Below are 19,058 nucleotides of genomic sequence, written 5' to 3' on the forward strand. Positions count from 1 at the left end.
CGCCGCCCCTCTCCCGTGAGGGCGAGGGGCCTGCCGCGGCGGCGTGATGGCCGACGAATCCCTCCTTCCCGAAGTCCGCCAGATCAACCCTGGCGAGACCCATCTGTTGTGCCGCTGCGGGCGCTCGCCCGTGTTGCCCGATTGTCCCCCCGGTTGCACCGAGGGCCTGTGCCTGCAGCCCGTGCGCCAGCAGCGGGTGCTGCTCTGTCGCTGCGGCCTGTCCCGGCGTCTGCCTTATTGCGACGGCAGTCACAGTCCGCCCGCCGAGGGCTTTCGAGAGCGCTGGCGCCGCTTCACCCAGGGTGATTAAACCGGTCGGTCTTATGGCTAATGGCTCTAGGGCCAGTCCGGACGTTTCGTTTCTGCAACACTCCAATCCAGACTTGCGAACTAGGCCGCGCGCCAGGGATAAGGCACAATGCCAGTATTGCCTTGGCAGAGCGGCTCTCGGGTCGCTGTATTCGTCGATGCTCGGAGGGGCTGGATGTACAAGTTCTGTTTCTATGTGCCGGAAAGCCATCTGGAAGAAGTGAAGGCTGCGGTGTTCGCGGCGGGTGCGGGACGTATCGGAAACTATGACAGCTGCTGCTGGCAGACCCTGGGCAAGGGCCAGTTCCGCCCGCTGGCCGGCAGCGATCCCTTCCTCGGTCAGGTCGACCGGATCGAGGAAGTGGCGGAATGGAAGGTGGAGCTGGTGGTGGCCGACGAGCTGATCCACGACACGGTCAAGGCCATGAAGAAGAGCCATCCCTACGAGACGCCCGCTTTCGATGTGTGGCGATTATCCGACCTGCAGTTCTGACCCGCTCTGCATGACAGAGGCCCCGGCCTGAGCCGCAGGGTTGTTCCACTTGAGAAAAACGCCGCGACCCCATGGGAGTCGCGGCGTTTTTTCTTGAGCCGATTTCGGGTCTGTGCCTGCATGCGTAGGGTGCGCCGCGCGCACCGGGAAAATGTACAGCTTGCCGGTGCGCACGGCGCACCCTACGACTGATCCTGTCTCTAGCGCAGGTGCTGCTTCAGCTCGGCGCTCGCCTGGCGCAGGGCCGTTTGCACGGCAGGCACGTGGGCCAGCGGGTTGAGCAGGCCGTAGTCGTGGATCATGCCGTTGACCCGCACCGCGGTGACCGTGACGCCGGCGGCGTCCAGCTTGCGCGCGTAGGCCTCGCCTTCGTCGCGCAGCACGTCGAACTCGGCGGTCTGCACCAGTGCCGGCGGCAGGCCCTTCAACTGCTCGACCGAGGCCCGCAGCGGCGAGGCGAAGCGTTCGGCACGCTGCTTCGGGTCGGTGGTGTAGTTGTCCCAGAACCACCGCATCATCGGCTTGGTCAGGAAGTGGCCCTGGGCGAACTGGCCATACGAGGCGGTCTCGAAGTCGGCGTCGGTCACCGGCCACAGCAGCAGCTGGAAGCGCAGCCTGGGCGTGCCGGCCTCCTTCGCCTTGAGCGCGACCACCGCGGCCATGTTGCCGCCGACGCTGTTGCCGGCCACGGCCAGGCGCGAGCTGTCCACGCCGATCTCCTTGCCGTGTTCGCCGACCCACCGGGTGGCGGCGTAGGCCTGGTCGATGGCGGTCGGGTACCTGGCTTCCGGCGACGGGGTGTAGCCGACGTAGACGGCCACGGCGCCGGAGTTCACCACCAGGTCGCGGATCAGGCGGGCGTGGGTCGGGTAGTCGCCGAGCACCCAGCCGCCGCCGTGGAAGAACATGAACACCGGCAGGTCGCCTTTCACGCCCTCGGGACGAACGATGGTCAGCGGGATCGACTGGCCGGAGGCCTCGATGGTCTTCTCGCTGACGCTCACCCCGGAGAGGTCGACCTCGACCGAGGCCTGGGCGCCGACCAGCACGGCGCGGGCGTCCTGCGGGCTGAGGCTTTCCAGTGGCTTGCCGCCGCCGGCTTCCAGGGCCTCGAGGAAGGCCTGGGTATGGTGTTCCACGCCGGGGCTACCGGCGGCGAAGGCGTTGCCGATGGCCAGGGCGAGCAGGCTGCTGGCGGCGATTGTCTTGATGGTCATGGTGGTTCTCCTTGCTGCCTGTCGGATTCAGACCAGTACCAGGCGTACGTCGATGTTGCCGCGGGTCGCGTTGGAGTACGGGCAGACCTGGTGGGCGGCGGCGATCAGTTCCTCGGCCACGGCGCGGTCGAGGCCCGGCAGGCTGATGCCGAGTTCCACTTCCAGGCCGAAGCCGCCGGGAATCTGGCCGATGCCGACCTTGCCGGTGATCGAGGCGTCGGCCGGGAGGGCCTGCTTCTTCTGGCTGGCGACGAATTTCAGGGCGCCGATGAAGCAGGCCGAATAACCGGCGGCGAACAGTTGCTCGGGGTTGGTGGCTTCGCCGCCGGCGCCGCCCAGCTCGCGCGGGGTGGTCAGTTTGACGTCGAGGAAACCGTCGGAGGAAACGGCACGGCCGTCGCGGCCTCCGGTGGCAGTGGCGGTAGCGGTGTACAGGGGCTTGATGGTTTGCATGAGCGGATCTCCAGTTTGATTGCTGTCTAAAATCTTGCGCGCTAAGTAAGTGCGCTGGATGAAATTTATTGTCGTTTTATTTTGCGCGCAATTTATTTGTTAGATGAATTTGCGCTAGCGCTACGCCTGGTGAGGAATAAGCGCAGCGGTGGGGGCTGGAGGAGGGGCGTTGCCGGGGTGGTGAGGTCAGACGGCGTTCTGCAGCTGGTCGCGCAGGGCGACGATGCGATCCTTGAGTTCGCTGATCTGCGCCTCGCTCTGGCCGGCCGCTTCGAGGATGCAGCCGGGGAAGCGCTCGGCCTCGTGCTGCAGGGCGCGGCCCTTGTCGGTCAGGCGCAGCTCCACCACGCGCTCGTCGGCGCTGCTGCGGGTGCGGGTGATCAGGCCTTCGCCTTCCAGGCGCTTGAGCAGCGGGGTCAGCGAGCCGGGGTCGGTGAGCAGGCGCGCGCTGATCTCGCCCACGGTGATGCCGTCGCCTTCCCACAGCACCAGCATGGCCAGGTACTGTGGGTAGGTCAGGCCGATGCTCTGCAGCAGCGGCTTGTAGACCTTGGTCATCAGCAGCGAGGTGGAATGCAGGGCGAAGCACAGCTGGTTGTCCAGGCGCAGGACCTCGCAGGAACGGGGCGTTTTCATGGCGGGCTCTCCGATCGATATCTGCGCAACAATTTATCGCGCCAATTATCCCCCGACAAATCGCGGGCATGAAAAGGCTGTGTCCCCGTTACGTGCTGGTAGCGCCATCCTGCCTTTATGGGAGCGGCTAGGCGGCATGCCGAATGGCCGCGAATTTCGCGGCTGAAGCCGCTCCTGCAAGATGTGCAACCACTAGCGTGGACATAGGGCATGAAAAAGGGCGCCCGTGGGCTAATGCCTATCAGTTAAGGCATTTTCCATGGTTGGCGAGCGCCATCGATCCTGTGGGAGCGGACTTGTCCGCGAACGGGGCTGACAACAAAGCATCGCGGCCAAGGCCACTCCCACAAAGCCCGTGGGCGCCTCGCTCGTCTCTTTCGCGCCCTCAGGGGCGGATTTCGATCAGAGTGCCGTCCTGCACCAGTTTCCAGACTTCGCGCATGTCGGCGTTCTGCATGGCGATGCAGCCCTCGGTCCAGTCCAGGGTGCCGAAGAACCACTCGGGGTATTCGTCGTCCAGCGGGGTGCCGTGGATCATGATCATGCCGCCGGCCGGCACGCCCTGCTTGCGCGCGTTGGCCGCGTCGCGGGCGTTGGGGTAGGAGATGTGCATGGACAGGTTGTACCTGTCGCTGGTCTTGCGCCAGTCGATCCAGTAGAAGCCTTCCGGCGTGCGGTTGTCGCCCTCGCGTACCTTGGCCCCCTTGGGTTGCTTGCCCAGGGAGATGCGGTAGGACTTGAGCACTTCGCCGCGCCCCATCAGGTGCAGCTTGCGCTCGGACTTGAGCACGAGGACCTTGTCCACCGTCTTGCCGCCGAGGGCGGACGCGGCGGAGGCGTGGGAGAGGCTGACCACGGTAATGCAGAGTAGGGCGAGCAACCAGCGCATGGGATGTTCCGAGGGCGTTTCCGTTGGCCCCGATTCTGAGATCGGGTTGTCAGCGCGGAGTCTGCCTATAGCGCCAGGCTTGTTCAATCCTCGTCAGCCGGATGGTGGCTGGGTAGCATCGGTCGGCGACTGACATCTCATCCCGGAGTCCGTGATGTTCCAACCCACGCTGCTGCGCACCCTGACCCTCGACCCGGCGGATCACCCCTTGGGCCATGCCCATCTCGGCGCAGCCAGTGCGCTGGTCCGCATCGACCGGCATTTATACGTGGTGGCCGATGACGAGCTGCATTTGGGCCTGTTCACCCTTGGCGATCCGGGGCCTGGCCGGCTGCTGCGTCTGTTCGAGGGCGATCTGCCGATTGAGAAGGCGGCCCGCAAGGCCGTCAAGCCGGATCTGGAGGTGCTGGCCCTGTTGCCGGCAATGGCTGGCTATCCCGAGGGAGCGCTATTGGCGTTGGGGTCGGGCTCGACGCCGGAGCGCCAGCGTGGCGTGCTGCTGGGGCTGGCAGAGGGCGCGCGGCCTCGGCAGGTCGACCTGGCTCCGCTGTATCAGCCGCTGCGGCAGCGCTTCGCCGACCTGAACATCGAGGGCGGCTTCCTGCTCGGTGACGAGTTGCTCCTGTTGCAGCGTGGCAACCAGGGCCGGGCTGCCAATGCCGCCGTGCGCTACTGCTGGGCCGAGCTGCGGGATTGGCTGAATGGCGGAGGGAGTGCTCCCGCGCCTCGCGCCGTCCAGCCGCTCGAACTGGGTGAGCTGGCGGGCGTGGCGCTGGGCTTCACCGACGGAGCGGCGCTGGCGGATGGCCGCTGGCTGTTCAGCGCGGTGGCGGAGAACACGGCGGACAGCTACAACGATGGCGCTTGCCTGGGCGCCGTGATCGGTCTGGTCGGGCATGACGGCCGGGTGCGGCGGTTGGCCGAGCTGGACGGCCGCTGGAAAGTGGAGGGCATCGCGCTGGGCGAGGCGGGCGACGACCTGCTGCTGGTCACCGACGCGGATGATCCGGCGACGGCGGCCAGCCTGTTGCGTCTGTCGCTGTCAGGGCTTCTGGGTCAGTGATACGGCCAGTTCGTCGACCTGGATGGCCCAGTCGGAATCGCGCTTGAGCGACTCGGCGAGGAAGTTGGCCTGCGCCTCGGTCCAGAACGGCGCCTTGGCCAGCTTCTCGCCATTGGACAACTGATGGTCGCGGATGAAAGCGGCGATCTCCTCGTTGCTGGAGGGCAGCCCGAGCTGCTCGAACAAGGTGCGCAGGCTGTGGTGGTTGCTGGTGTCCATGGCAATGCTCCCGTTCGGGTGAGTGACGTTTACCTGAGAGGGCGAAAGGCGGCCAGACCCTCGTTGCGCACAGGATAGTGCTGCTCGCGGCGGTCGGCGAAATAACATTCCAGAGTACGTCCGACCGTGGGGAAGGCCAGCTCGTTCCAGGGGATTTCCCGCTCGTGGAACAGCTGCACCTCCAGGCTTTCCTCGCCGGCGCAGAAGTCCAGGTCGGCCAGTTCGGCGCGGAAGAACACGTAGAGCTGACTGATGTGCGGCAGATCGAACAGGGTGTACAGGTGCAGGTCGCGCACTCGCGCGCAGGCTTCTTCGTCGGTCTCGCGCATGGCCGCCTCGGCCATGGTCTCGCCGTTCTCCATGAAGCCGGCCGGCAGGGTCCAGAAGCCGCGGCGCGGTTCGATGGCGCGGCGGCACAGCAGCACCTGCTCGCCCCACACCGGCAGGCAGCCGGCGACGATGCGCGGGTTCTGGTAGTGGATGAAGTGGCACTGCGTGCAGACGAAGCGCATGCGGTTGTCGCCCGCGGGAATACGCTGTTCCACGGCGCTGCCGCAGTTGCAGCAGAATTTCATGTGGGCTCTCCACTAGGGCCTGTTGACGTTTCGTTCGCGAACCGCGTTGCTGCGCAAAGTCGCGCCTAGCCTGGCGCGATTTTGCGCGCAACTCGAAGGGACGGGCCTGTTGTTGCGCGGAGCGTTGTTACTCGACGGCTCATTTGGACGACCAAACTTCGCGTCTCGCGCCTAGCCCCGCGCAACAACAGGCGCCGTCGCGGCCGTGAACGAAACGTCAACAGACCCCAGGTTCGCCATCTTGGCTCCAGACGGCGGAGCGTCGCAAGGTCTTGGGCACTCCGCGCCTTCGTGCCATGATGCCGGGTATAACGAAGAACCGAGAATCGACATGCTCGACGAGCTCCTGCAGCGCGTGCGCGGCCATACTCCGCGCAGCCTGGAGACCGACCCGCGCCATCCCGAGGCGGCCGTGCTGGTGCCGCTGACCCGCTGCGACGAGCCGGAACTGGTGCTGACCCTGCGCGCCAGCGGCCTGTCCACCCACGGTGGCGAGGTGGCCTTCCCCGGCGGGCGGCGCGACCCGGACGACATCGACCTGGCCTTCACCGCGCTGCGCGAGGCGGAGGAGGAAGTCGGCCTGCCGCCCGGCCTGGTGGAAATGGTCGCCCCGCTCAGCCCGCTGGTGTCGCGCTTCGGCATCCGCGTCACGCCCTGGGTCGGGGTGGTGCCGGACTACGTCGAGTACCGGCCCAACGACGACGAGATCGCCGCGGTGTTCTCGGTGCCGCTGCGCTTCTTCATCGAGAGCCCGCCCGAGGTCACCCACCGCATCGACTACGAGGGGCGCAGCTGGTACGTGCCCTGCTACCACTACGACAACTACAAGATCTGGGGCCTGACGGCGGTGATGATCGTCGAGCTGGTCAACCTGGCGTTCGACGCCGGCATCGACCTGGAGAGGCCACCGCAGCCGTCGGTCCGGATCATCAAGGTCTGAGAGGAGACACCCCATGAAGTACCGCCTGGGCGATGCCCGTGTCGAGACCCATCCCGAGAGCTGGATCGCGCCCACCGCCAGCGTGATCGGCAAGGTGAAGCTGGAGAAGGGCGCCAACGTCTGGTTCGGCGCCGTGCTGCGCGGCGACAACGAACTGATCCTCATCGGTGAGAACAGCAACGTGCAGGACGGCACTGTGATGCACACCGACATGGGCTTCCCGCTGACCCTGGGCAAGGGCGTCACCGTCGGCCACAACGTGATGATGCACGGCTGCACGGTGGACGATTACAGCCTGATCGGTATCAACGCGGTGATCCTCAACGGCGCCAAGATCGGCAAGTACTGCATCATCGGCGCCAACAGCCTGATCCCCGAGGGCAAGGAGATTCCCGACGGCAGCCTGGTGATGGGCAGCCCGGGCAAGGTGGTGCGCGAACTCAACGAACAGCAGAAGAAGATGCTCGAGGGCAGCGCCGCCCACTACGTGCACAACGCCCAGCGCTACGCCCGCGACCTGGCCGAGGACGAGGCGTGAGCGACGAGCGCCCGGTCAAGTCGCCCTGCGTGAGCATCTGCGCGCTGGACGAGCAGGACATCTGCATCGGCTGCCAGCGCACCGCGGCCGAGATCACCCGCTGGGGCCGGATGGACAACCACGAGCGGCGCGCAGTCCTGGCGCTGTGCCTGGAGCGCGCCCGCGCCGCCGGCCAGTTGCTGCAGCCGGCCGGCCACTGATTTCCCCTGCCTTTCACCCTTCACCGCGTTTTTCATTCGAGGATGTCTTGATGCCCCGTATCGGTACCCCCCTGTCGCCCACCGCGACCCGCGTCCTGCTCTGTGGCTCCGGCGAGCTGGGCAAGGAAGTGGTGATCGAACTGCAGCGCCTGGGCTGCGAGGTGATCGCCGTCGACCGTTACGCCGACGCCCCGGCCATGCAGGTGGCGCACCGCAGCCACGTGATCAGCATGCTCGACGGCGCCGCCCTGCGCGCGGTGATCGAGGCGGAGAAGCCGCACTACATCGTGCCGGAGATCGAGGCCATCGCCACCGACACCCTGGTGGAACTGGAAGCCGAGGGCTACACCGTGGTGCCCACCGCCCGCGCCGCCAGGCTGACCATGAACCGCGAGGGCATCCGCCGCCTGGCCGCCGAGGAGTTGGGCCTGCCGACCTCGCCGTACCACTTCGCCGACACCTACGAGGCCTACACCGAGGCGGTGTGCTCGGTCGGCTACCCCTGCGTGGTCAAGCCGATCATGAGTTCCTCTGGCAAGGGCCAGAGCGTGCTGAAGAGCGACGCCGACCTGCAGGCCTCCTGGGACTACGCCCAGGAAGGCGGGCGCGCCGGCAAGGGTAGAGTCATCGTGGAAGGCTTTATCGACTTCGACTACGAGATCACCCTGCTCACCGTGCGCCACGTCGGAGGTACCTCGTTCTGCGCGCCGGTCGGCCATCGCCAGGTCAAGGGCGACTACCACGAGTCGTGGCAGCCGCAGGCGATGAGCGCCGCCGCCCTGGCCGAATCCGAGCGGGTCGCCCTGGCGGTGACCGAGGCTCTCGGCGGGCGCGGCCTGTTCGGCGTGGAACTGTTCGTCAAGGGCGACCAGGTGTGGTTCAGCGAAGTGTCGCCGCGTCCGCACGACACCGGCCTGGTCACCCTGATCTCCCAGGACCTGTCCGAGTTCGCCCTGCACGCGCGGGCCATCCTCGGCCTGCCGATCCCGGCGATCCGCCAGTTCGGCCCATCCGCCTCCGCGGTGATCCTGGTCGAGGGCGAATCGCGCCAGGTGGCTTTCGCTAATCTTGGCGCCGCCCTGGCCGAGCCGGACACCGCGCTGCGCCTGTTCGGCAAGCCGGAAGTCAGCGGCCAGCGGCGCATGGGCGTGGCCCTGGCCCGCGACGAGAGCGTGGATGCGGCGCGGGCCAAGGCGGTGCGCGCGTCCGAGGCGGTCAAGGTCGAGCTGTGAGCCGCCTGCGCGCCGGGTTGTGGTGGGGGCTGGCGCTGGCGGCGTTGCCGCTCGTGTTGCCCCTGGCGATCCACACCCGGCGCACGGCGCTGCGCCTGCCGCCGGCGGGCGGGGAGCAGAGTGGCCTGGCCGGCGCCGAGCTGGCGGGCGAGCCCCTGCGCCTGCTGCTGGTCGGCGAATCCACCGTGGCCGGGGTCGGTGTCGAGGCGCAGGAAGTGGCGCTGGCCGGGCAGCTGGCCCGGGCACTGGCCCTGCGCGAGGGGCGGCCAGTGGCCTGGCGCGCCTGCGGCGAGAACGGCATCACCGCCGCCGAGGCCGGCGAGCGCCTGCTGCCGGTGGCGCTGGCGGAGCCGGCCGATCTGGTGCTGCTGGTGTTCGGAGTCAACGACACCACCCACCTGAGTTCGCTGGCGCGCTGGGAGGATTCGCTGCGCTCGCTCAGCCGCGCCTTGAGCGAGCGGGGCGGGAAGGTGGTGTTCACCGGCGTGCCGCCGATCCAGCATTTCAGCGCCTTGCCCTGGCTGCTGCGGCAGTTGCTGGGACGGCGCGCGGCGCTGCTCGATGCGGCGCTGCGCCGGGTCAGCGCCGAGGAACGGGCCGAGTACGCGCCGGTGGCGCTGCGCTTCAGCCCGGACTACCTGGCGCGCGACGGCTACCATCCTTCGGCCCTGGGCTACCGCGTCTGGGCCGAGCACCTGGCCGAGCGCCTCGGCGGGCTGCGTTGAGAGGTAGGGTGCGCCGCGCGCACCGGGCGAACGGCTAGTAGCGCGTGCCCGGCCGGGCGCGCCAGGCGCGCACGCTCAGCACGCGGTTCTCGTTGGCTTCGAGGATTTCCAGGCGGTAGGGGCCGATCTTCAGGCACACCGGACTGTCGGGGATGCTTTCCAGCGCCTCGGTGACCAGGCCGTTGAGGGTCTTCGGGCCGTCGCTGGGCAGGCGCCAGCCCAGGCTCTTGTTGATCTCGCGGATGCTGGCGGCGCCGTCGATGACCTGGCTGCCGTCGCCCTGGGCCTGGATTTCCGGATTGTCGGCGTCTTCCTCGTAGCTGAAGTCGCCGATGATCTCGTTGAGCAGGTCTTCCAAGGTGACGATGCCCTGGATGTCGCCGTACTCGTCCACCACCAGGCCGAGGCGGCGCTTCTCCTTCTGGAAGTTCACCAACTGGGTGGCCAGTGGTGTGCCCTCGGGCACGAAGTAGGGCGGCACGCAGCTGGCCAGCAGCGCCTCGTGGCTGAGCTGGTCGCGGGTCAGCAGGGCGGCCAGGCGGCGCATGTGGACGATGCCCTCGATCTGGTCGATGCCGCCGCGGTACACCGGCAGCCGGGTGTGATCGACCCGGCGCAGCAGCTCGATGATCTCCGCCAGCGGGGCGTCGAGGTCGATGCCGATGACCCCGCCGCGCGGGATCATGATGTCGTTGACCGTGACGTTCTCTAGCTCCAGCAGTTGCAGCAGGGCGTGCTGGCGCCGCTCGCGGGCTTCTTCGGGCAGGTGCCGGCGCTCGCCGGCGTCCTGCACCTGCGCCCCGCCGGCGGCGCGGCGGGTGAGGAGGGGCAGGCGTTCACGGGCCAGCAGCACGCCGCCGGCGATCAGGATCGCCGCCAGCAGCCACCATTCGTAGGGGGCGAGGTTCATGGCGTCAGATATGCAGGATGAATTCGCGGACCAGCTTGCTGCCGAAATAGGCCAGCATCAGCAGGCAGAAGCCGGCGAGGGTCCAGCGGATCGCCTTGTGCCCGCGCCAGCCGAGCTGGTGGCGGCCCCACAGCAGCACGGCGAACACCAGCCAGGCCAGGCAGGAGAGCAGGGTCTTGTGCGCCAGGTGCTGGGCCAGCAGGTTGTCGACGAACAGCCAGCCGGACACCAGCGACAGCGACAGCAGCAGCCAGCCGGCCCAGAGGAAGCCGAACAGCAGGCTCTCCATGGTCTGCAGCGGCGGGAAGTTGCGGATCAGCCCGGACGGGTGCTTGTGCTTGAGCTGGTGGTCCTGTAGCGACAGCAGCAGCGACTGGAACATGGCGATGGTCAGCAGGCCATAGGCCAGGATCGACAGCAGGATGTGGGCGAGGATGCCCGGCGCCTCGTTGATCGGCTGGCTGGTGCCGCCCGGCACGAACTCCGCCAGCAGCACGGTCAGCGCGCCGAGGGGGAACAGGAGCAACAGCAGGTTCTCCACCGGGATGCGCGCGGAGCCGAGCAGGGTCAGGGCGATCACCGCGCAGGCGATCAGACTGGAAGCGTTGAAGAAGTCCAGATTGAGGCCAGCGCCCGGCAGCAGCTGCAGCGTGAGGCTGACCGCATGGGCGACCAGGGCGAGGGCGCCGAGCAGGCCCAGCAGGCGCTTGTCCGGCGCCTGCTGGCGGCCGAAGCGCAATCCCTGGTAGAGGGTGGCGCCGGCGTAGAGGCCGGCGGCGGCGAGACTGGGCAGCAGAGGGTGCATAAATCCGTGTATGGCTGGGCCCGAAAGGCCGTGAGTGTGGCACATAAGAAGCGTTTCACGAAAGACCGCCGGCGGTGTCGGCGGCCCTGCCAGTTGGTTATACTCCGCGGCTTGCCGCAAGTACCCCGTTCAAAGGATCGCGCATGTTCGAGAACCTAACCGACCGCCTGTCACAGACGCTGCGCCATGTCACCGGCAAGGCCAAGCTGACCGAGGACAACATCAAGGACACCCTGCGCGAGGTGCGCATGGCCCTGCTCGAGGCCGACGTCGCCCTGCCGGTGGTCAAGGATTTCGTCAACAAGGTCAAGGAACGCGCGGTCGGCACCGAGGTATCGAAGAGCCTGACCCCGGGCCAGGCCTTCGTGAAGATTGTCCGCGCCGAGCTGGAAGAGCTGATGGGCGCGGCCAACGAGGACCTCGCCCTGGCCGTGACTCCGCCGGCCGTGGTGCTGATGGCCGGCCTGCAGGGCGCGGGCAAGACCACCACCGCCGGCAAGCTGGCGCGCTTCCTCAAGGAGCGCAAGAAGAAGTCGGTGATGGTGGTGTCCGCGGACGTCTACCGCCCGGCGGCGATCAAGCAGCTGGAGACCCTGGCCGGCGAGGTCGGGGTGACCTTCTTCCCCTCGGACATCAGCCAGAAACCGGTGGCCATCGCCCAGGCGGCGATCGCCGAGGCCAAGCTGAAGTTCATCGACGTGGTCATCGTCGACACCGCCGGCCGCCTGGCCATCGACGAAGAGATGATGGCCGAGATCCAGGCCGTGCACGCCGCGATCAAGCCGGCCGAGACCCTGTTCGTGGTCGACGCCATGACCGGCCAGGACGCCGCCAACACCGCCAAGGCCTTCGGCGACGCCCTGCCGCTGACCGGCGTGGTGCTGACCAAGGTCGACGGCGACGCCCGTGGCGGTGCCGCGCTGTCCGTGCGGCAGATCACCGGCAAGCCAATCAAGTTCATCGGCATGGGCGAGAAGAGCGAGGCACTGGAGCCCTTCCACCCGGACCGCATCGCCTCGCGCATCCTCGGCATGGGCGACGTGCTCAGCCTGATCGAGCAGGCCGAGCAGACCCTCGACCGCGAGAAGGCCGAGAAGCTGACCAAGAAGCTGAAGAAGGGCAAGGGCTTCGACCTCGAAGACTTCCGCGACCAGCTGCAGCAGATGAAGAACATGGGTGGCCTCGGCGGCCTGATGGACAAGCTGCCGTCCATCGGCGGGGTCAACCTGTCGCAGATGGCCGGCGCTCAGGGCACGGCGGAGAAGCAGTTCAAGCAGATGGAGGCGATCATCGGCTCCATGACCCCTGCCGAGCGTCGCGATCCGGAACTGATCAGCGGCTCGCGCAAGCGCCGCATCGCCCTCGGCTCCGGCACCCAGGTGCAGGATGTCGGGCGGCTGATCAAGCAGCACAAGCAGATGCAGAAGATGATGAAGAAATTCACCGCCAAGGGCGGCATGGCCAAGATGATGCGCGGTCTCGGCGGCATGATGCCGGGTGGCGTGCCCAAGCTGTGATGACGGGCCGCCGATGGGTGGCCGAAAAAGAGATTTGCAAACGGCCGGATAATCCTTAGAATATGCGGCCTTTCGGGCCTAGGCCCCTCAAAGTGTGTGCCTCAAGTTAGCACCGATTACAGGAACGAAGTTCAATGGTAACCATCCGTCTTGCTCGTGGCGGCTCCAAGAAGCGCCCCTTCTACCACCTGACCGTGACCAACAGCCGCAATGCGCGCGATGGTCGCTTCGTCGAGCGCATCGGTTTCTTCAACCCGGTCGCCACCGGTGCCGAAGTGAAGCTCTCCGTGAACCAGGAGCGCGCTGCCTACTGGCTCGGCCAGGGCGCTCAGCCGTCTGAGCGTGTTGCTCAGCTGCTGAAGGAAGCTGCCAAGTCCGCAGCTTGAGTGATATGAACGCTACGCCGCCCGCCGAGGACCTGGTCGTTCTCGGCAAGATCACTTCGGTGCACGGCGTGCGTGGGGAAGTGAAGATCTATTCCTTCACCGACCCGATCGACAATCTGCTCGACTACCGCCACTGGACGCTCAAGCGCGACGGTGAGGTCAGGCAGATGGAGCTGGTCAGCGGCCGCCTGCAAGGCAAGGTGCTGGTAGCCAAGCTCAAGGGACTCGATGACCGCGAAGTGGCACGCACTCTCGCGGGTTTCGACATTTGTGTTCCCCGCGAGCAGTTGCCCGACCTCGAAGAAGGCGAGTTCTACTGGTACCAACTGGTAGGGCTGAAAGTGATCGATCTGCAAGGGCAACTGCTCGGGCGTCTCGATCACCTGCTGGAAACCGGCGCCAACGATGTGATGGTGGTCAAGCCCTGTCCGGGCAGCCTGGATGATCGCGAGCGCCTGCTGCCGTATACCGAGCAGTGCGTGCAGCGGGTCGACCTGGCCGCCGGCGAGATGCGGGTGGACTGGGACGCGGACTTCTGAGCCCCTGGCTCTTGCCTGAGCGAGTGGCCATGCGTGTCGAAGTCATCAGCATCTTCCCGGAGATGTTCGCCGCCATCAGTCAGTACGGCATTACCAGTCGTGCGGTGAAGCAGGGGCTGCTGCAGTTGAACTGCCGGCAGCTGCGCGACTACACCGACGACCGCCACCAGACCGTGGACGATCGCCCCTTCGGCGGCGGCCCCGGCATGGTGATGAAGATCAAGCCCCTGGAAGAGGCTCTGGTTGCGGCCAAGGCCGATGCGGGGGACGCAGCGAAGGTGATCTACCTGTCGCCGCAGGGCCGCCAGCTGAATCAGCAGGGGGTTCGTGAACTGGCTGGCGAGCAGGCGCTGATTCTCATCGCCGGCCGCTACGAAGGCATCGACGAGCGCTTCATCGAGGCGCATGTCGATGAGGAATGGTCGATCGGCGATTACGTCCTCTCCGGCGGTGAGCTTCCGGCGATGGTGCTGATCGATGCTGTAACGCGGTTGCTGCCGGGCGCGCTCGGGCATGCAGATTCCGCCGAGGAGGACTCGTTCAGCGATGGCCTCCTCGATTGCCCGCACTACACCCGACCCGAGGTGTACGAAGGCAAACGTGTTCCGGACGTGCTGCTCAGCGGCAACCACGAACACATCCGGCGCTGGCGTCTCCAACAGTCCCTCGGTCGGACCTGGGAGCGCCGAGTCGATCTTCTGGATAGCCGCTCGCTTTCTGGAGAAGAGAAGAAGCTGCTGGAGGAATACATCCGCCAGCGGGACGATAGTTAACGTATCGATGGCAAACCGTGGTTTGTCTTAGGAGCACAGCATGACCAACAAGATCATTCAGCAGCTCGAAGCCGAGCAGATGAACAAAGAAATCCCGGCCTTCGCCCCGGGTGACACCGTCATCGTCCAGGTGAAGGTGAAGGAAGGCGACCGTTCCCGTCTGCAGGCCTTCGAAGGCGTCGTCATCGGCAAGCGCAACCGCGGCCTGAACAGCGCCTTCACCGTGCGCAAGATCTCCAGCGGCGTGGGCGTCGAGCGTACCTTCCAGACCTACTCCCCGCTGATCGACAGCGTCAGCGTCAAGCGCCGCGGCGACGTGCGCAAGGCCAAGCTGTACTACCTCCGCGACCTGTCCGGCAAGGCGGCTCGCATCAAGGAAAAACTGTCCTGATCGGACAGCTCTTCCGAGCAGAAGAAAGCAGCCTCCGGGCTGCTTTTTTCGTTTCTGGGGCTCGCTGACCGGCGAACCCGATTCCTGCCGAGCGACAACAAGTACAACGCAGCACAGGCAGCCACATCCCATCGAGAGCAGTAGTGGCATGACCCCGAGAGAGCAAGAGATCCAGCGTCGCACCGACCTGTCGGAAACCCGCGTGGCCAAGGCGGTGTTTCCGCCGACCACCAACCATCACAACACGCTGTTCGGCGGTACTGCGCTGGCCTGGATGGACGAAGTGTCCTTCATCGCCGCGACGCGCTTCTGCCGCCTGCCGCTGGTGACCGTGTCCAGCGACCGCATCGACTTCAAGCACGCCATTCCCGCCGGTTCCATCGTCGAGCTCATTGGTCGGGTGATCGCGGTCGGCAACACCAGCCTCAAGGTCGAGGTGGAAGTGTTCGTCGAGGGTATGTACTGCGGCGGCCGGGAGAAGGCCATCAGCGGTGTATTCAGCTTCGTCGCCATCGGCGACGACAAGAAGCCGGTGCCGGTGCTGCCGGGTTTCGCCTGAGAGAGGCGCCTTCGGGCGCCTTTCTCAGGTATCGGCCTCGATCAGGGCGAGCAGCGTCCAGCCGGCCCCGGGTTCGAACGGCAGCGGGTCGCAGGCCACGTGCACCCAGCCTCGCGGATCGAAGGCCAGCAGCACGACCGCTCGCTCGCTGTGCAGCGCGCGGTAGTCTGCCCAGCCGAAGCTGGCGCTGAGGGTCGTGCTGCGCACCTCGCCGCCGCGTGCCAGCAGGCTGGCCAACTGGCCGTAGCTGTGGGCGGGCAGGCCCAGCGGGCGGCCGCGATGTTCGTCGCTGACCCTGTGCTTCTCGCTCAGCCGCTGTTCGCGCGGGCTCTGCAGGTAGTAGAGGTTGTTCTTGCCGAAATCCGGGCGGAAGCGGGCGCAGGCCAGGTTGTTGAGTTCCGCGGAGGGCGACAGCGCCAGCAACTGGCCAATGCCGGTGAGGTCCAGGTGGGCGTCGGCGTGCTGCGAACTGGGGTTGCCGAAATAGGTGGGCAGGCCATCCATGCGCGCGGCGCCGATGTTCTCCCAGCTCGAGTCCGTCAGCAGCACCCGGCTGCCCTGCTGTTGCAGCGCCCGCCCTACAGCGCGGGCCACCGGGTTGGCACCGAGGATCAGGAAACCGCGCGCGGCGGGCTCCGCCACGCCCAGCATGCGCGCCAGTGGCCGTGCCGTGGCGCTTTGCAGCACCACGGTGCCGATGATGACCAGGAATGTCAGCGGCACCAGCAGGTGGGCCTGCTCGTAGCCGTGCTGCTGCAGGCGCTGTGCGAAGATCGCCGAGACGGCGGCCGCGACGATGCCGCGCGGGGCGATCCAGGCCAGCAGGGCGCGCTCGCGCCAGCTCAGGCTGGAGCCGGCGGTGCTGATGGCAACGTTGAGAGGTCGGGCGATCAGCTGGATCACCGCCAGCAGGAGCAGGGTGGCGGGGCCGAGGGCGAGCAGGGCGGCCAGGTCCAGGCGGGCGGCGAGGATGATGAACAGGCCGGAGATCAGCAGGACGCTGAGGTTCTCCTTGAAGTGCAGGATGTGGCGCACGTCCACGCCGCGCATGTTTGCCAGCCACATGCCCATCACGGTCACCGCGAGCAGGCCGGATTCGTGCACCAGTTCGTTGGCGCCGATGAAGATGGCCAGTACCGCGGCCAGGGCGCCGAGATTCTCCAGGTATTCCGGCAGCCAGTGGCGACGCAGGACTAGGCCGAACAGCCAGCCTCCCGCCGCGCCGAAGGCACTGCCGCAGGCGATCACCGCGGCGAAGGTAGTGAGGCTCTCGCTCCAGGCGGCTCCGATGTCGCGGCTGACGATGAAGCTGAACACCACTACGGCGAGCAGGGCGCCGATGGGGTCGATGACGATGCCTTCCCAGCGCAGGATGTTCCCCACCGAGGCGCGTGGGCGCATGACCCTCAGCATGGGGGCGATCACGGTCGGCCCCGTGACCAGGGTCAGGGTGCCGAACAGCAGCGCCAGGTCCCAGGAGAAGCCCAGCAGGTAGTGGGTGGCGATGGCGATCACGGCCCAGGTGCTGAGGGCGCCCCAAGTGACCATGCGCCTGACCACGCTGCCGATCTCGCGCAGTTCCTGCAGCTGCAGGGTCAGGCTGCCCTCGAACAGGATCAGCGCCACCGACAGCGAGACCATGGGGAACAGCAGGGAGCCGAACAGCTGCTCCGGCTGCAGCCAGCCGAGGATCGGGCCGGCGAGGATGCCGCATAGCAGCAGGAAGAGGATCGCCGGGAGACGCATGCGCCAGGCCAGCCATTGACTGGCGAGAGCGGCGGCGCCGATGCCGCCGAGGCCGAGCAGGATATGGGATTCGCTCATCAGGACTCCTTGTCGCTGGTGGTGGTGCTGCGGGCTATGGAAGACTAGCGCGCCTGTCCTGACGAAATACAGCTGCGCATGCCCGTTCTCGACCATCCCCTGATCGACCGCTTCCTCGACGCCCTGTGGCTGGAGAAAGGGCTGTCGCCGCATACCCGCGCCGCCTATCGCAGCGATCTCGGTCACTTCCATTCCTGGCTGGAGCAGCGCGGCGGCGCGCTGCAGCACGCCGGTCGCGAGAGCATCCTCGACCACCTGGGCTGGCGCTTGGAGCAGGGCTACAAGGCGCGCTCCACCGCGCGCCTGCTCTCCGGCCTGCGCGGTTTCTACCGCTACCTGCTGCGCGAGGGGCTGATCGCCGAGGACCCGACCCTGCAGGTGGAGCTGCCGCAGCTCGGCCGGCCGCTGCCCAAGTCGCTGTCCGAAGCGGACGTCGAGGCGCTGCTGGCGGCGCCGGAGCTGGACGATCCCATCGGCCTGCGCGACCGCGCCATGCTCGAGGTGCTCTATGCCTGCGGCCTGCGGGTAACCGAGCTGGTGTCCCTGGCCCTGGAGCAGGTCAATCTGCGCCAGGGTGTGCTGCGGGTATTCGGCAAGGGCAGCAAGGAGCGCCTGGTGCCGCTGGGCGAGGAGGCCATCGTCTGGGTCGAGCGCTACCTGCGCGAGGCGCGGCCCTTCCTGCTCGACGGCAAGCCCAGTGACGTGCTGTTCCCCAGCCTGCGCGGCGAGCAGATGACCCGGCAGACCTTCTGGTACCGGATCAAGCACCAGGCCCGGGTGGCCGGCATCGCCAAGCCGCTGTCGCCGCACACCCTGCGCCACGCCTTCGCCACCCACCTGCTCAACCACGGCGCCGACCTGCGCGTGGTGCAGATGCTGCTGGGCCACAGCGATCTGTCCACTACGCAGATCTACACCCACATCGCCCGCGCCCGCCTGCAGGAGCTGCACGCCCAGCACCACCCGAGGGGGTGAGCCTCTTGCGACGCACGGCGTCGCAGGCGAACGGTCGTCGCGCCGCAGTCCGTCCGCTCTGCCGTTCCGCCCGACGTCCGTGGTCGGCTTGCGGAGCGCTCTATGGTAGGCTGGCGCGCTTGTCACAGGAGTTTCCCATGTCCGTTTTTCGTGTTCTGGGCGTTGCCGTGCTAGGGCTCGCCGCTTCCGTGGCGCTGGCCGCCGATCCCGACCAGGCCATCCGCGCCACCCTGACCAAACTGCAGCCCGACATGCCCATCGAAGCCATCGCCGAGAGCCCGATGACCGGCCTGTACCAGGTGCACCTCAAGGGCGGTCGCCTGCTCTATGCCAGCGCGGACGGCCAGTTCCTGATGCAAGGCAACCTCTATCAGATCAAGGGCGAGGATGCCGTCAACCTGACCCGCCAGGCCGAGAGCAAGGGCGTGGCCAAGGAAATCGAGTCCATTCCCCTGAAGGAAATGGTGGTGTTCGCGCCCAAGACTCCGGCCAAGGCCCATATCACCGTGTTCACCGACACCGACTGCGGCTACTGCCAGAAGCTGCACAGCGAAGTGCCCGAGCTCAACCGTCGCGGCATCGAAGTGCGCTACGTGGCCTTCCCGCGCCAGGGCGTCGGCAGCCACGGCTACAACACGCTGGTCAGCGTGTGGTGCGCCAAGGACCGCCAGGCCGCGATGGACAAGGCCAAGGCCCGCGAGGATCTGCCGGCGGCGAGCTGCGACAACCCGGTCGCCAAGCAGTACGAGGTGGGCCAGCTGGTGGGCGTCACCGGCACGCCGACCGTCGTGCTCGGCAACGGCGAGGTGATTCCGGGCTACCAGCCGGCTCCGCAACTGGCCGAAGTTGCCCTGCAGGCCAAGTAATCAGGCGGTCGGCCCGATTGACCT

The 19,058-nt window shown here is 67.0% G+C and carries 24 protein-coding genes and 1 pseudogene; 16 read left to right on the forward strand and 9 right to left on the reverse strand.

What is annotated here, in order from left to right; all coding sequences use genetic code 11:
- Window positions 1-46 precede the first annotated feature (46 nt).
- Window positions 47-310, forward strand: a complete 264-nt coding sequence (locus N7640_RS01240) for a CDGSH iron-sulfur domain-containing protein (RefSeq protein WP_279903123.1) — start codon at window positions 47-49, stop codon at window positions 308-310.
- 174 nt (window positions 311-484) lie between these two features.
- The gene (locus N7640_RS01245) at window positions 485-802 is read left to right on the forward strand and encodes a YqfO family protein (protein WP_279903122.1); all 318 of its coding nucleotides are present in this window, start codon (window positions 485-487) and stop codon (window positions 800-802) included.
- Window positions 803-1,002: 200 nt separating this feature from the next.
- Here the strand turns inward: N7640_RS01245 and N7640_RS01250 are convergent, their stop codons facing one another.
- The 4 genes from N7640_RS01250 to N7640_RS01265 all read right to left on the reverse strand — a co-directional run bounded on the left by N7640_RS01250 (window position 1,003) and on the right by N7640_RS01265 (window position 3,997).
- Window positions 1,003-2,019 carry an alpha/beta hydrolase gene (locus N7640_RS01250; RefSeq protein WP_279903121.1) on the reverse strand — a complete coding sequence of 339 codons (1,017 nt, stop codon included), beginning with the start codon at window positions 2,017-2,019 and terminating at the stop codon, window positions 1,003-1,005.
- Window positions 2,020-2,046: 27 nt separating this feature from the next.
- Window positions 2,047-2,472: an organic hydroperoxide resistance protein gene (locus N7640_RS01255; RefSeq protein ID WP_279903120.1), complete on the reverse strand. Its 426-nt coding sequence runs from the start codon at window positions 2,470-2,472 to the stop codon at window positions 2,047-2,049.
- 186 nt (window positions 2,473-2,658) lie between these two features.
- A complete protein-coding gene (locus tag N7640_RS01260) occupies window positions 2,659-3,108 on the reverse strand; it encodes a MarR family transcriptional regulator (protein WP_279903119.1) in 450 nt (149 codons plus the stop codon).
- Between the two features lie 385 nt (window positions 3,109-3,493).
- A complete protein-coding gene (locus N7640_RS01265; protein ID WP_279903118.1) occupies window positions 3,494-3,997 on the reverse strand; it encodes a L,D-transpeptidase family protein in 504 nt (167 codons plus the stop codon).
- Window positions 3,998-4,151: 154 nt separating this feature from the next.
- On the opposite strand from N7640_RS01265, the gene N7640_RS01270 reads away from it, so the two are divergent.
- A complete protein-coding gene (locus N7640_RS01270) occupies window positions 4,152-5,060 on the forward strand; it encodes a hypothetical protein (RefSeq protein WP_279903117.1) in 909 nt (302 codons plus the stop codon).
- Here N7640_RS01270 and N7640_RS01275 read toward each other — a convergent pair.
- Both N7640_RS01275 and N7640_RS01280 read right to left on the reverse strand, forming a co-directional pair.
- Window positions 5,040-5,279, reverse strand: a complete 240-nt coding sequence (locus tag N7640_RS01275; protein ID WP_192318279.1) for a DUF2789 domain-containing protein — start codon at window positions 5,277-5,279, stop codon at window positions 5,040-5,042. The genes N7640_RS01270 and N7640_RS01275 overlap by 21 nt on opposite strands.
- A 29-nt stretch (window positions 5,280-5,308) precedes the next feature.
- On the reverse strand, window positions 5,309-5,854 hold the full coding sequence (locus N7640_RS01280; RefSeq protein ID WP_279903115.1) for an NUDIX hydrolase: 546 nt from the start codon (window positions 5,852-5,854) through the stop codon (window positions 5,309-5,311).
- A 331-nt stretch (window positions 5,855-6,185) separates the two neighbouring features.
- On the opposite strand from N7640_RS01280, the gene N7640_RS01285 reads away from it, so the two are divergent.
- Genes N7640_RS01285 through N7640_RS01305 form a run of 5 tightly spaced genes read left to right on the forward strand, consistent with a single transcriptional unit; the run spans window position 6,186 to window position 9,489 of the window.
- Window positions 6,186-6,794 (forward strand): CoA pyrophosphatase, encoded by a 609-nt coding sequence (locus N7640_RS01285; protein ID WP_220815454.1) that lies wholly within the window; start codon window positions 6,186-6,188, stop codon window positions 6,792-6,794.
- A 13-nt stretch (window positions 6,795-6,807) separates the two neighbouring features.
- On the forward strand, window positions 6,808-7,332 hold the full coding sequence (locus N7640_RS01290; protein ID WP_279903114.1) for a gamma carbonic anhydrase family protein: 525 nt from the start codon (window positions 6,808-6,810) through the stop codon (window positions 7,330-7,332).
- Window positions 7,329-7,532, forward strand: coding sequence for a DUF1289 domain-containing protein (locus N7640_RS01295; protein ID WP_279903113.1), 204 nt, complete (start codon window positions 7,329-7,331; stop codon window positions 7,530-7,532). Before N7640_RS01290 ends, N7640_RS01295 begins: the two co-directional genes overlap by 4 nt.
- A 50-nt stretch (window positions 7,533-7,582) precedes the next feature.
- Window positions 7,583-8,764, forward strand: a complete 1,182-nt coding sequence (gene purT, locus N7640_RS01300; RefSeq protein WP_279903112.1) for a formate-dependent phosphoribosylglycinamide formyltransferase — start codon at window positions 7,583-7,585, stop codon at window positions 8,762-8,764.
- Complete coding sequence (locus tag N7640_RS01305; protein WP_279903111.1) at window positions 8,761-9,489, forward strand: SGNH/GDSL hydrolase family protein; 729 nt, start codon at window positions 8,761-8,763, stop codon at window positions 9,487-9,489. Before purT ends, N7640_RS01305 begins: the two co-directional genes overlap by 4 nt.
- A 34-nt stretch (window positions 9,490-9,523) precedes the next feature.
- Here the strand turns inward: N7640_RS01305 and N7640_RS01310 are convergent.
- Both N7640_RS01310 and ccsA read right to left on the reverse strand, forming a co-directional pair.
- Window positions 9,524-10,219, reverse strand: a pseudogene (locus N7640_RS01310) (transporter associated domain-containing protein); the annotation flags it as partial.
- A gap of 184 nt (window positions 10,220-10,403) precedes the next feature.
- Entirely contained in the window at window positions 10,404-11,204 is an 801-nt protein-coding gene (gene ccsA / locus N7640_RS01315; protein WP_220815448.1) for a cytochrome c biogenesis protein CcsA, read from the reverse strand.
- A gap of 143 nt (window positions 11,205-11,347) precedes the next feature.
- Here ccsA and ffh point away from each other — a divergent pair, with 143 nt between their 5' ends.
- The 6 genes from ffh to N7640_RS01345 all read left to right on the forward strand — a co-directional run bounded on the left by ffh (window position 11,348) and on the right by N7640_RS01345 (window position 15,369).
- A complete protein-coding gene (gene ffh / locus N7640_RS01320; protein ID WP_279903109.1) occupies window positions 11,348-12,721 on the forward strand; it encodes a signal recognition particle protein in 1,374 nt (457 codons plus the stop codon).
- Between the two features lie 134 nt (window positions 12,722-12,855).
- Entirely contained in the window at window positions 12,856-13,107 is a 252-nt protein-coding gene (gene rpsP, locus N7640_RS01325; protein ID WP_220815446.1) for a 30S ribosomal protein S16, read from the forward strand.
- 5 nt (window positions 13,108-13,112) lie between these two features.
- Entirely contained in the window at window positions 13,113-13,646 is a 534-nt protein-coding gene (rimM, locus tag N7640_RS01330; protein ID WP_220815445.1) for a ribosome maturation factor RimM, read from the forward strand.
- An 11-nt stretch (window positions 13,647-13,657) separates the two neighbouring features.
- Window positions 13,658-14,419: a tRNA (guanosine(37)-N1)-methyltransferase TrmD gene (gene trmD, locus N7640_RS01335; RefSeq protein ID WP_279903108.1), complete on the forward strand. Its 762-nt coding sequence runs from the start codon at window positions 13,658-13,660 to the stop codon at window positions 14,417-14,419.
- A 40-nt stretch (window positions 14,420-14,459) separates the two neighbouring features.
- Window positions 14,460-14,810, forward strand: a complete 351-nt coding sequence (gene rplS, locus N7640_RS01340; RefSeq protein ID WP_220815443.1) for a 50S ribosomal protein L19 — start codon at window positions 14,460-14,462, stop codon at window positions 14,808-14,810.
- A 148-nt stretch (window positions 14,811-14,958) separates the two neighbouring features.
- Window positions 14,959-15,369 carry an acyl-CoA thioesterase gene (locus N7640_RS01345; protein WP_220815442.1) on the forward strand — a complete coding sequence of 137 codons (411 nt, stop codon included), beginning with the start codon at window positions 14,959-14,961 and terminating at the stop codon, window positions 15,367-15,369.
- A gap of 24 nt (window positions 15,370-15,393) precedes the next feature.
- Here N7640_RS01345 and N7640_RS01350 read toward each other — a convergent pair whose 3' ends face one another.
- Entirely contained in the window at window positions 15,394-17,193 is a 1,800-nt protein-coding gene (locus N7640_RS01350; protein ID WP_279903107.1) for a sodium:proton antiporter, read from the reverse strand.
- Between the two features lie 78 nt (window positions 17,194-17,271).
- Between N7640_RS01350 and xerD the strand changes: the two genes are divergently transcribed.
- Window positions 17,272-18,168 (forward strand): site-specific tyrosine recombinase XerD, encoded by an 897-nt coding sequence (gene xerD / locus N7640_RS01355; RefSeq protein WP_279903106.1) that lies wholly within the window; start codon window positions 17,272-17,274, stop codon window positions 18,166-18,168.
- Between the two features lie 137 nt (window positions 18,169-18,305).
- Complete coding sequence (locus tag N7640_RS01360) at window positions 18,306-19,034, forward strand: thioredoxin fold domain-containing protein (RefSeq protein ID WP_220815439.1); 729 nt, start codon at window positions 18,306-18,308, stop codon at window positions 19,032-19,034.
- Window positions 19,035-19,058 lie beyond the last annotated feature (24 nt).

This window comes from Pseudomonas sp. GD04015, from assembly GCF_029837675.1.
In the GTDB taxonomy this organism is placed as follows: Bacteria; Pseudomonadota; Gammaproteobacteria; order Pseudomonadales; family Pseudomonadaceae; genus Aquipseudomonas; species Aquipseudomonas paralcaligenes.

Bases quoted from the DNA above. Each gene is read 5' to 3' on its own strand.
- N7640_RS01240 (WP_279903123.1), top strand. From the start codon at position 47: ATGGCCGACGAATCCCTCCTTCCCGAAGTCCGCCAGATCAACCCTGGC.
- N7640_RS01245 (WP_279903122.1), top strand. From the start codon at position 485: ATGTACAAGTTCTGTTTCTATGTGCCGGAAAGCCATCTGGAAGAAGTG.
- N7640_RS01250 (WP_279903121.1), bottom strand. From the start codon at position 2,019: ATGACCATCAAGACAATCGCCGCCAGCAGCCTGCTCGCCCTGGCCATC.
- N7640_RS01255 (WP_279903120.1), bottom strand. From the start codon at position 2,472: ATGCAAACCATCAAGCCCCTGTACACCGCTACCGCCACTGCCACCGGA.
- N7640_RS01260 (WP_279903119.1), bottom strand. From the start codon at position 3,108: ATGAAAACGCCCCGTTCCTGCGAGGTCCTGCGCCTGGACAACCAGCTG.
- N7640_RS01265 (WP_279903118.1), bottom strand. From the start codon at position 3,997: ATGCGCTGGTTGCTCGCCCTACTCTGCATTACCGTGGTCAGCCTCTCC.
- N7640_RS01270 (WP_279903117.1), top strand. From the start codon at position 4,152: ATGTTCCAACCCACGCTGCTGCGCACCCTGACCCTCGACCCGGCGGAT.
- N7640_RS01275 (WP_192318279.1), bottom strand. From the start codon at position 5,279: ATGGACACCAGCAACCACCACAGCCTGCGCACCTTGTTCGAGCAGCTC.
- N7640_RS01280 (WP_279903115.1), bottom strand. From the start codon at position 5,854: ATGAAATTCTGCTGCAACTGCGGCAGCGCCGTGGAACAGCGTATTCCC.
- N7640_RS01285 (WP_220815454.1), top strand. From the start codon at position 6,186: ATGCTCGACGAGCTCCTGCAGCGCGTGCGCGGCCATACTCCGCGCAGC.
- N7640_RS01290 (WP_279903114.1), top strand. From the start codon at position 6,808: ATGAAGTACCGCCTGGGCGATGCCCGTGTCGAGACCCATCCCGAGAGC.
- purT (WP_279903112.1), top strand. From the start codon at position 7,583: ATGCCCCGTATCGGTACCCCCCTGTCGCCCACCGCGACCCGCGTCCTG.
- ccsA (WP_220815448.1), bottom strand. From the start codon at position 11,204: ATGCACCCTCTGCTGCCCAGTCTCGCCGCCGCCGGCCTCTACGCCGGC.
- ffh (WP_279903109.1), top strand. From the start codon at position 11,348: ATGTTCGAGAACCTAACCGACCGCCTGTCACAGACGCTGCGCCATGTC.
- rpsP (WP_220815446.1), top strand. From the start codon at position 12,856: ATGGTAACCATCCGTCTTGCTCGTGGCGGCTCCAAGAAGCGCCCCTTC.
- rimM (WP_220815445.1), top strand. From the start codon at position 13,113: ATGAACGCTACGCCGCCCGCCGAGGACCTGGTCGTTCTCGGCAAGATC.
- rplS (WP_220815443.1), top strand. From the start codon at position 14,460: ATGACCAACAAGATCATTCAGCAGCTCGAAGCCGAGCAGATGAACAAA.
- N7640_RS01345 (WP_220815442.1), top strand. From the start codon at position 14,959: ATGACCCCGAGAGAGCAAGAGATCCAGCGTCGCACCGACCTGTCGGAA.
- N7640_RS01350 (WP_279903107.1), bottom strand. From the start codon at position 17,193: ATGAGCGAATCCCATATCCTGCTCGGCCTCGGCGGCATCGGCGCCGCC.
- xerD (WP_279903106.1), top strand. From the start codon at position 17,272: ATGCCCGTTCTCGACCATCCCCTGATCGACCGCTTCCTCGACGCCCTG.
- N7640_RS01360 (WP_220815439.1), top strand. From the start codon at position 18,306: ATGTCCGTTTTTCGTGTTCTGGGCGTTGCCGTGCTAGGGCTCGCCGCT.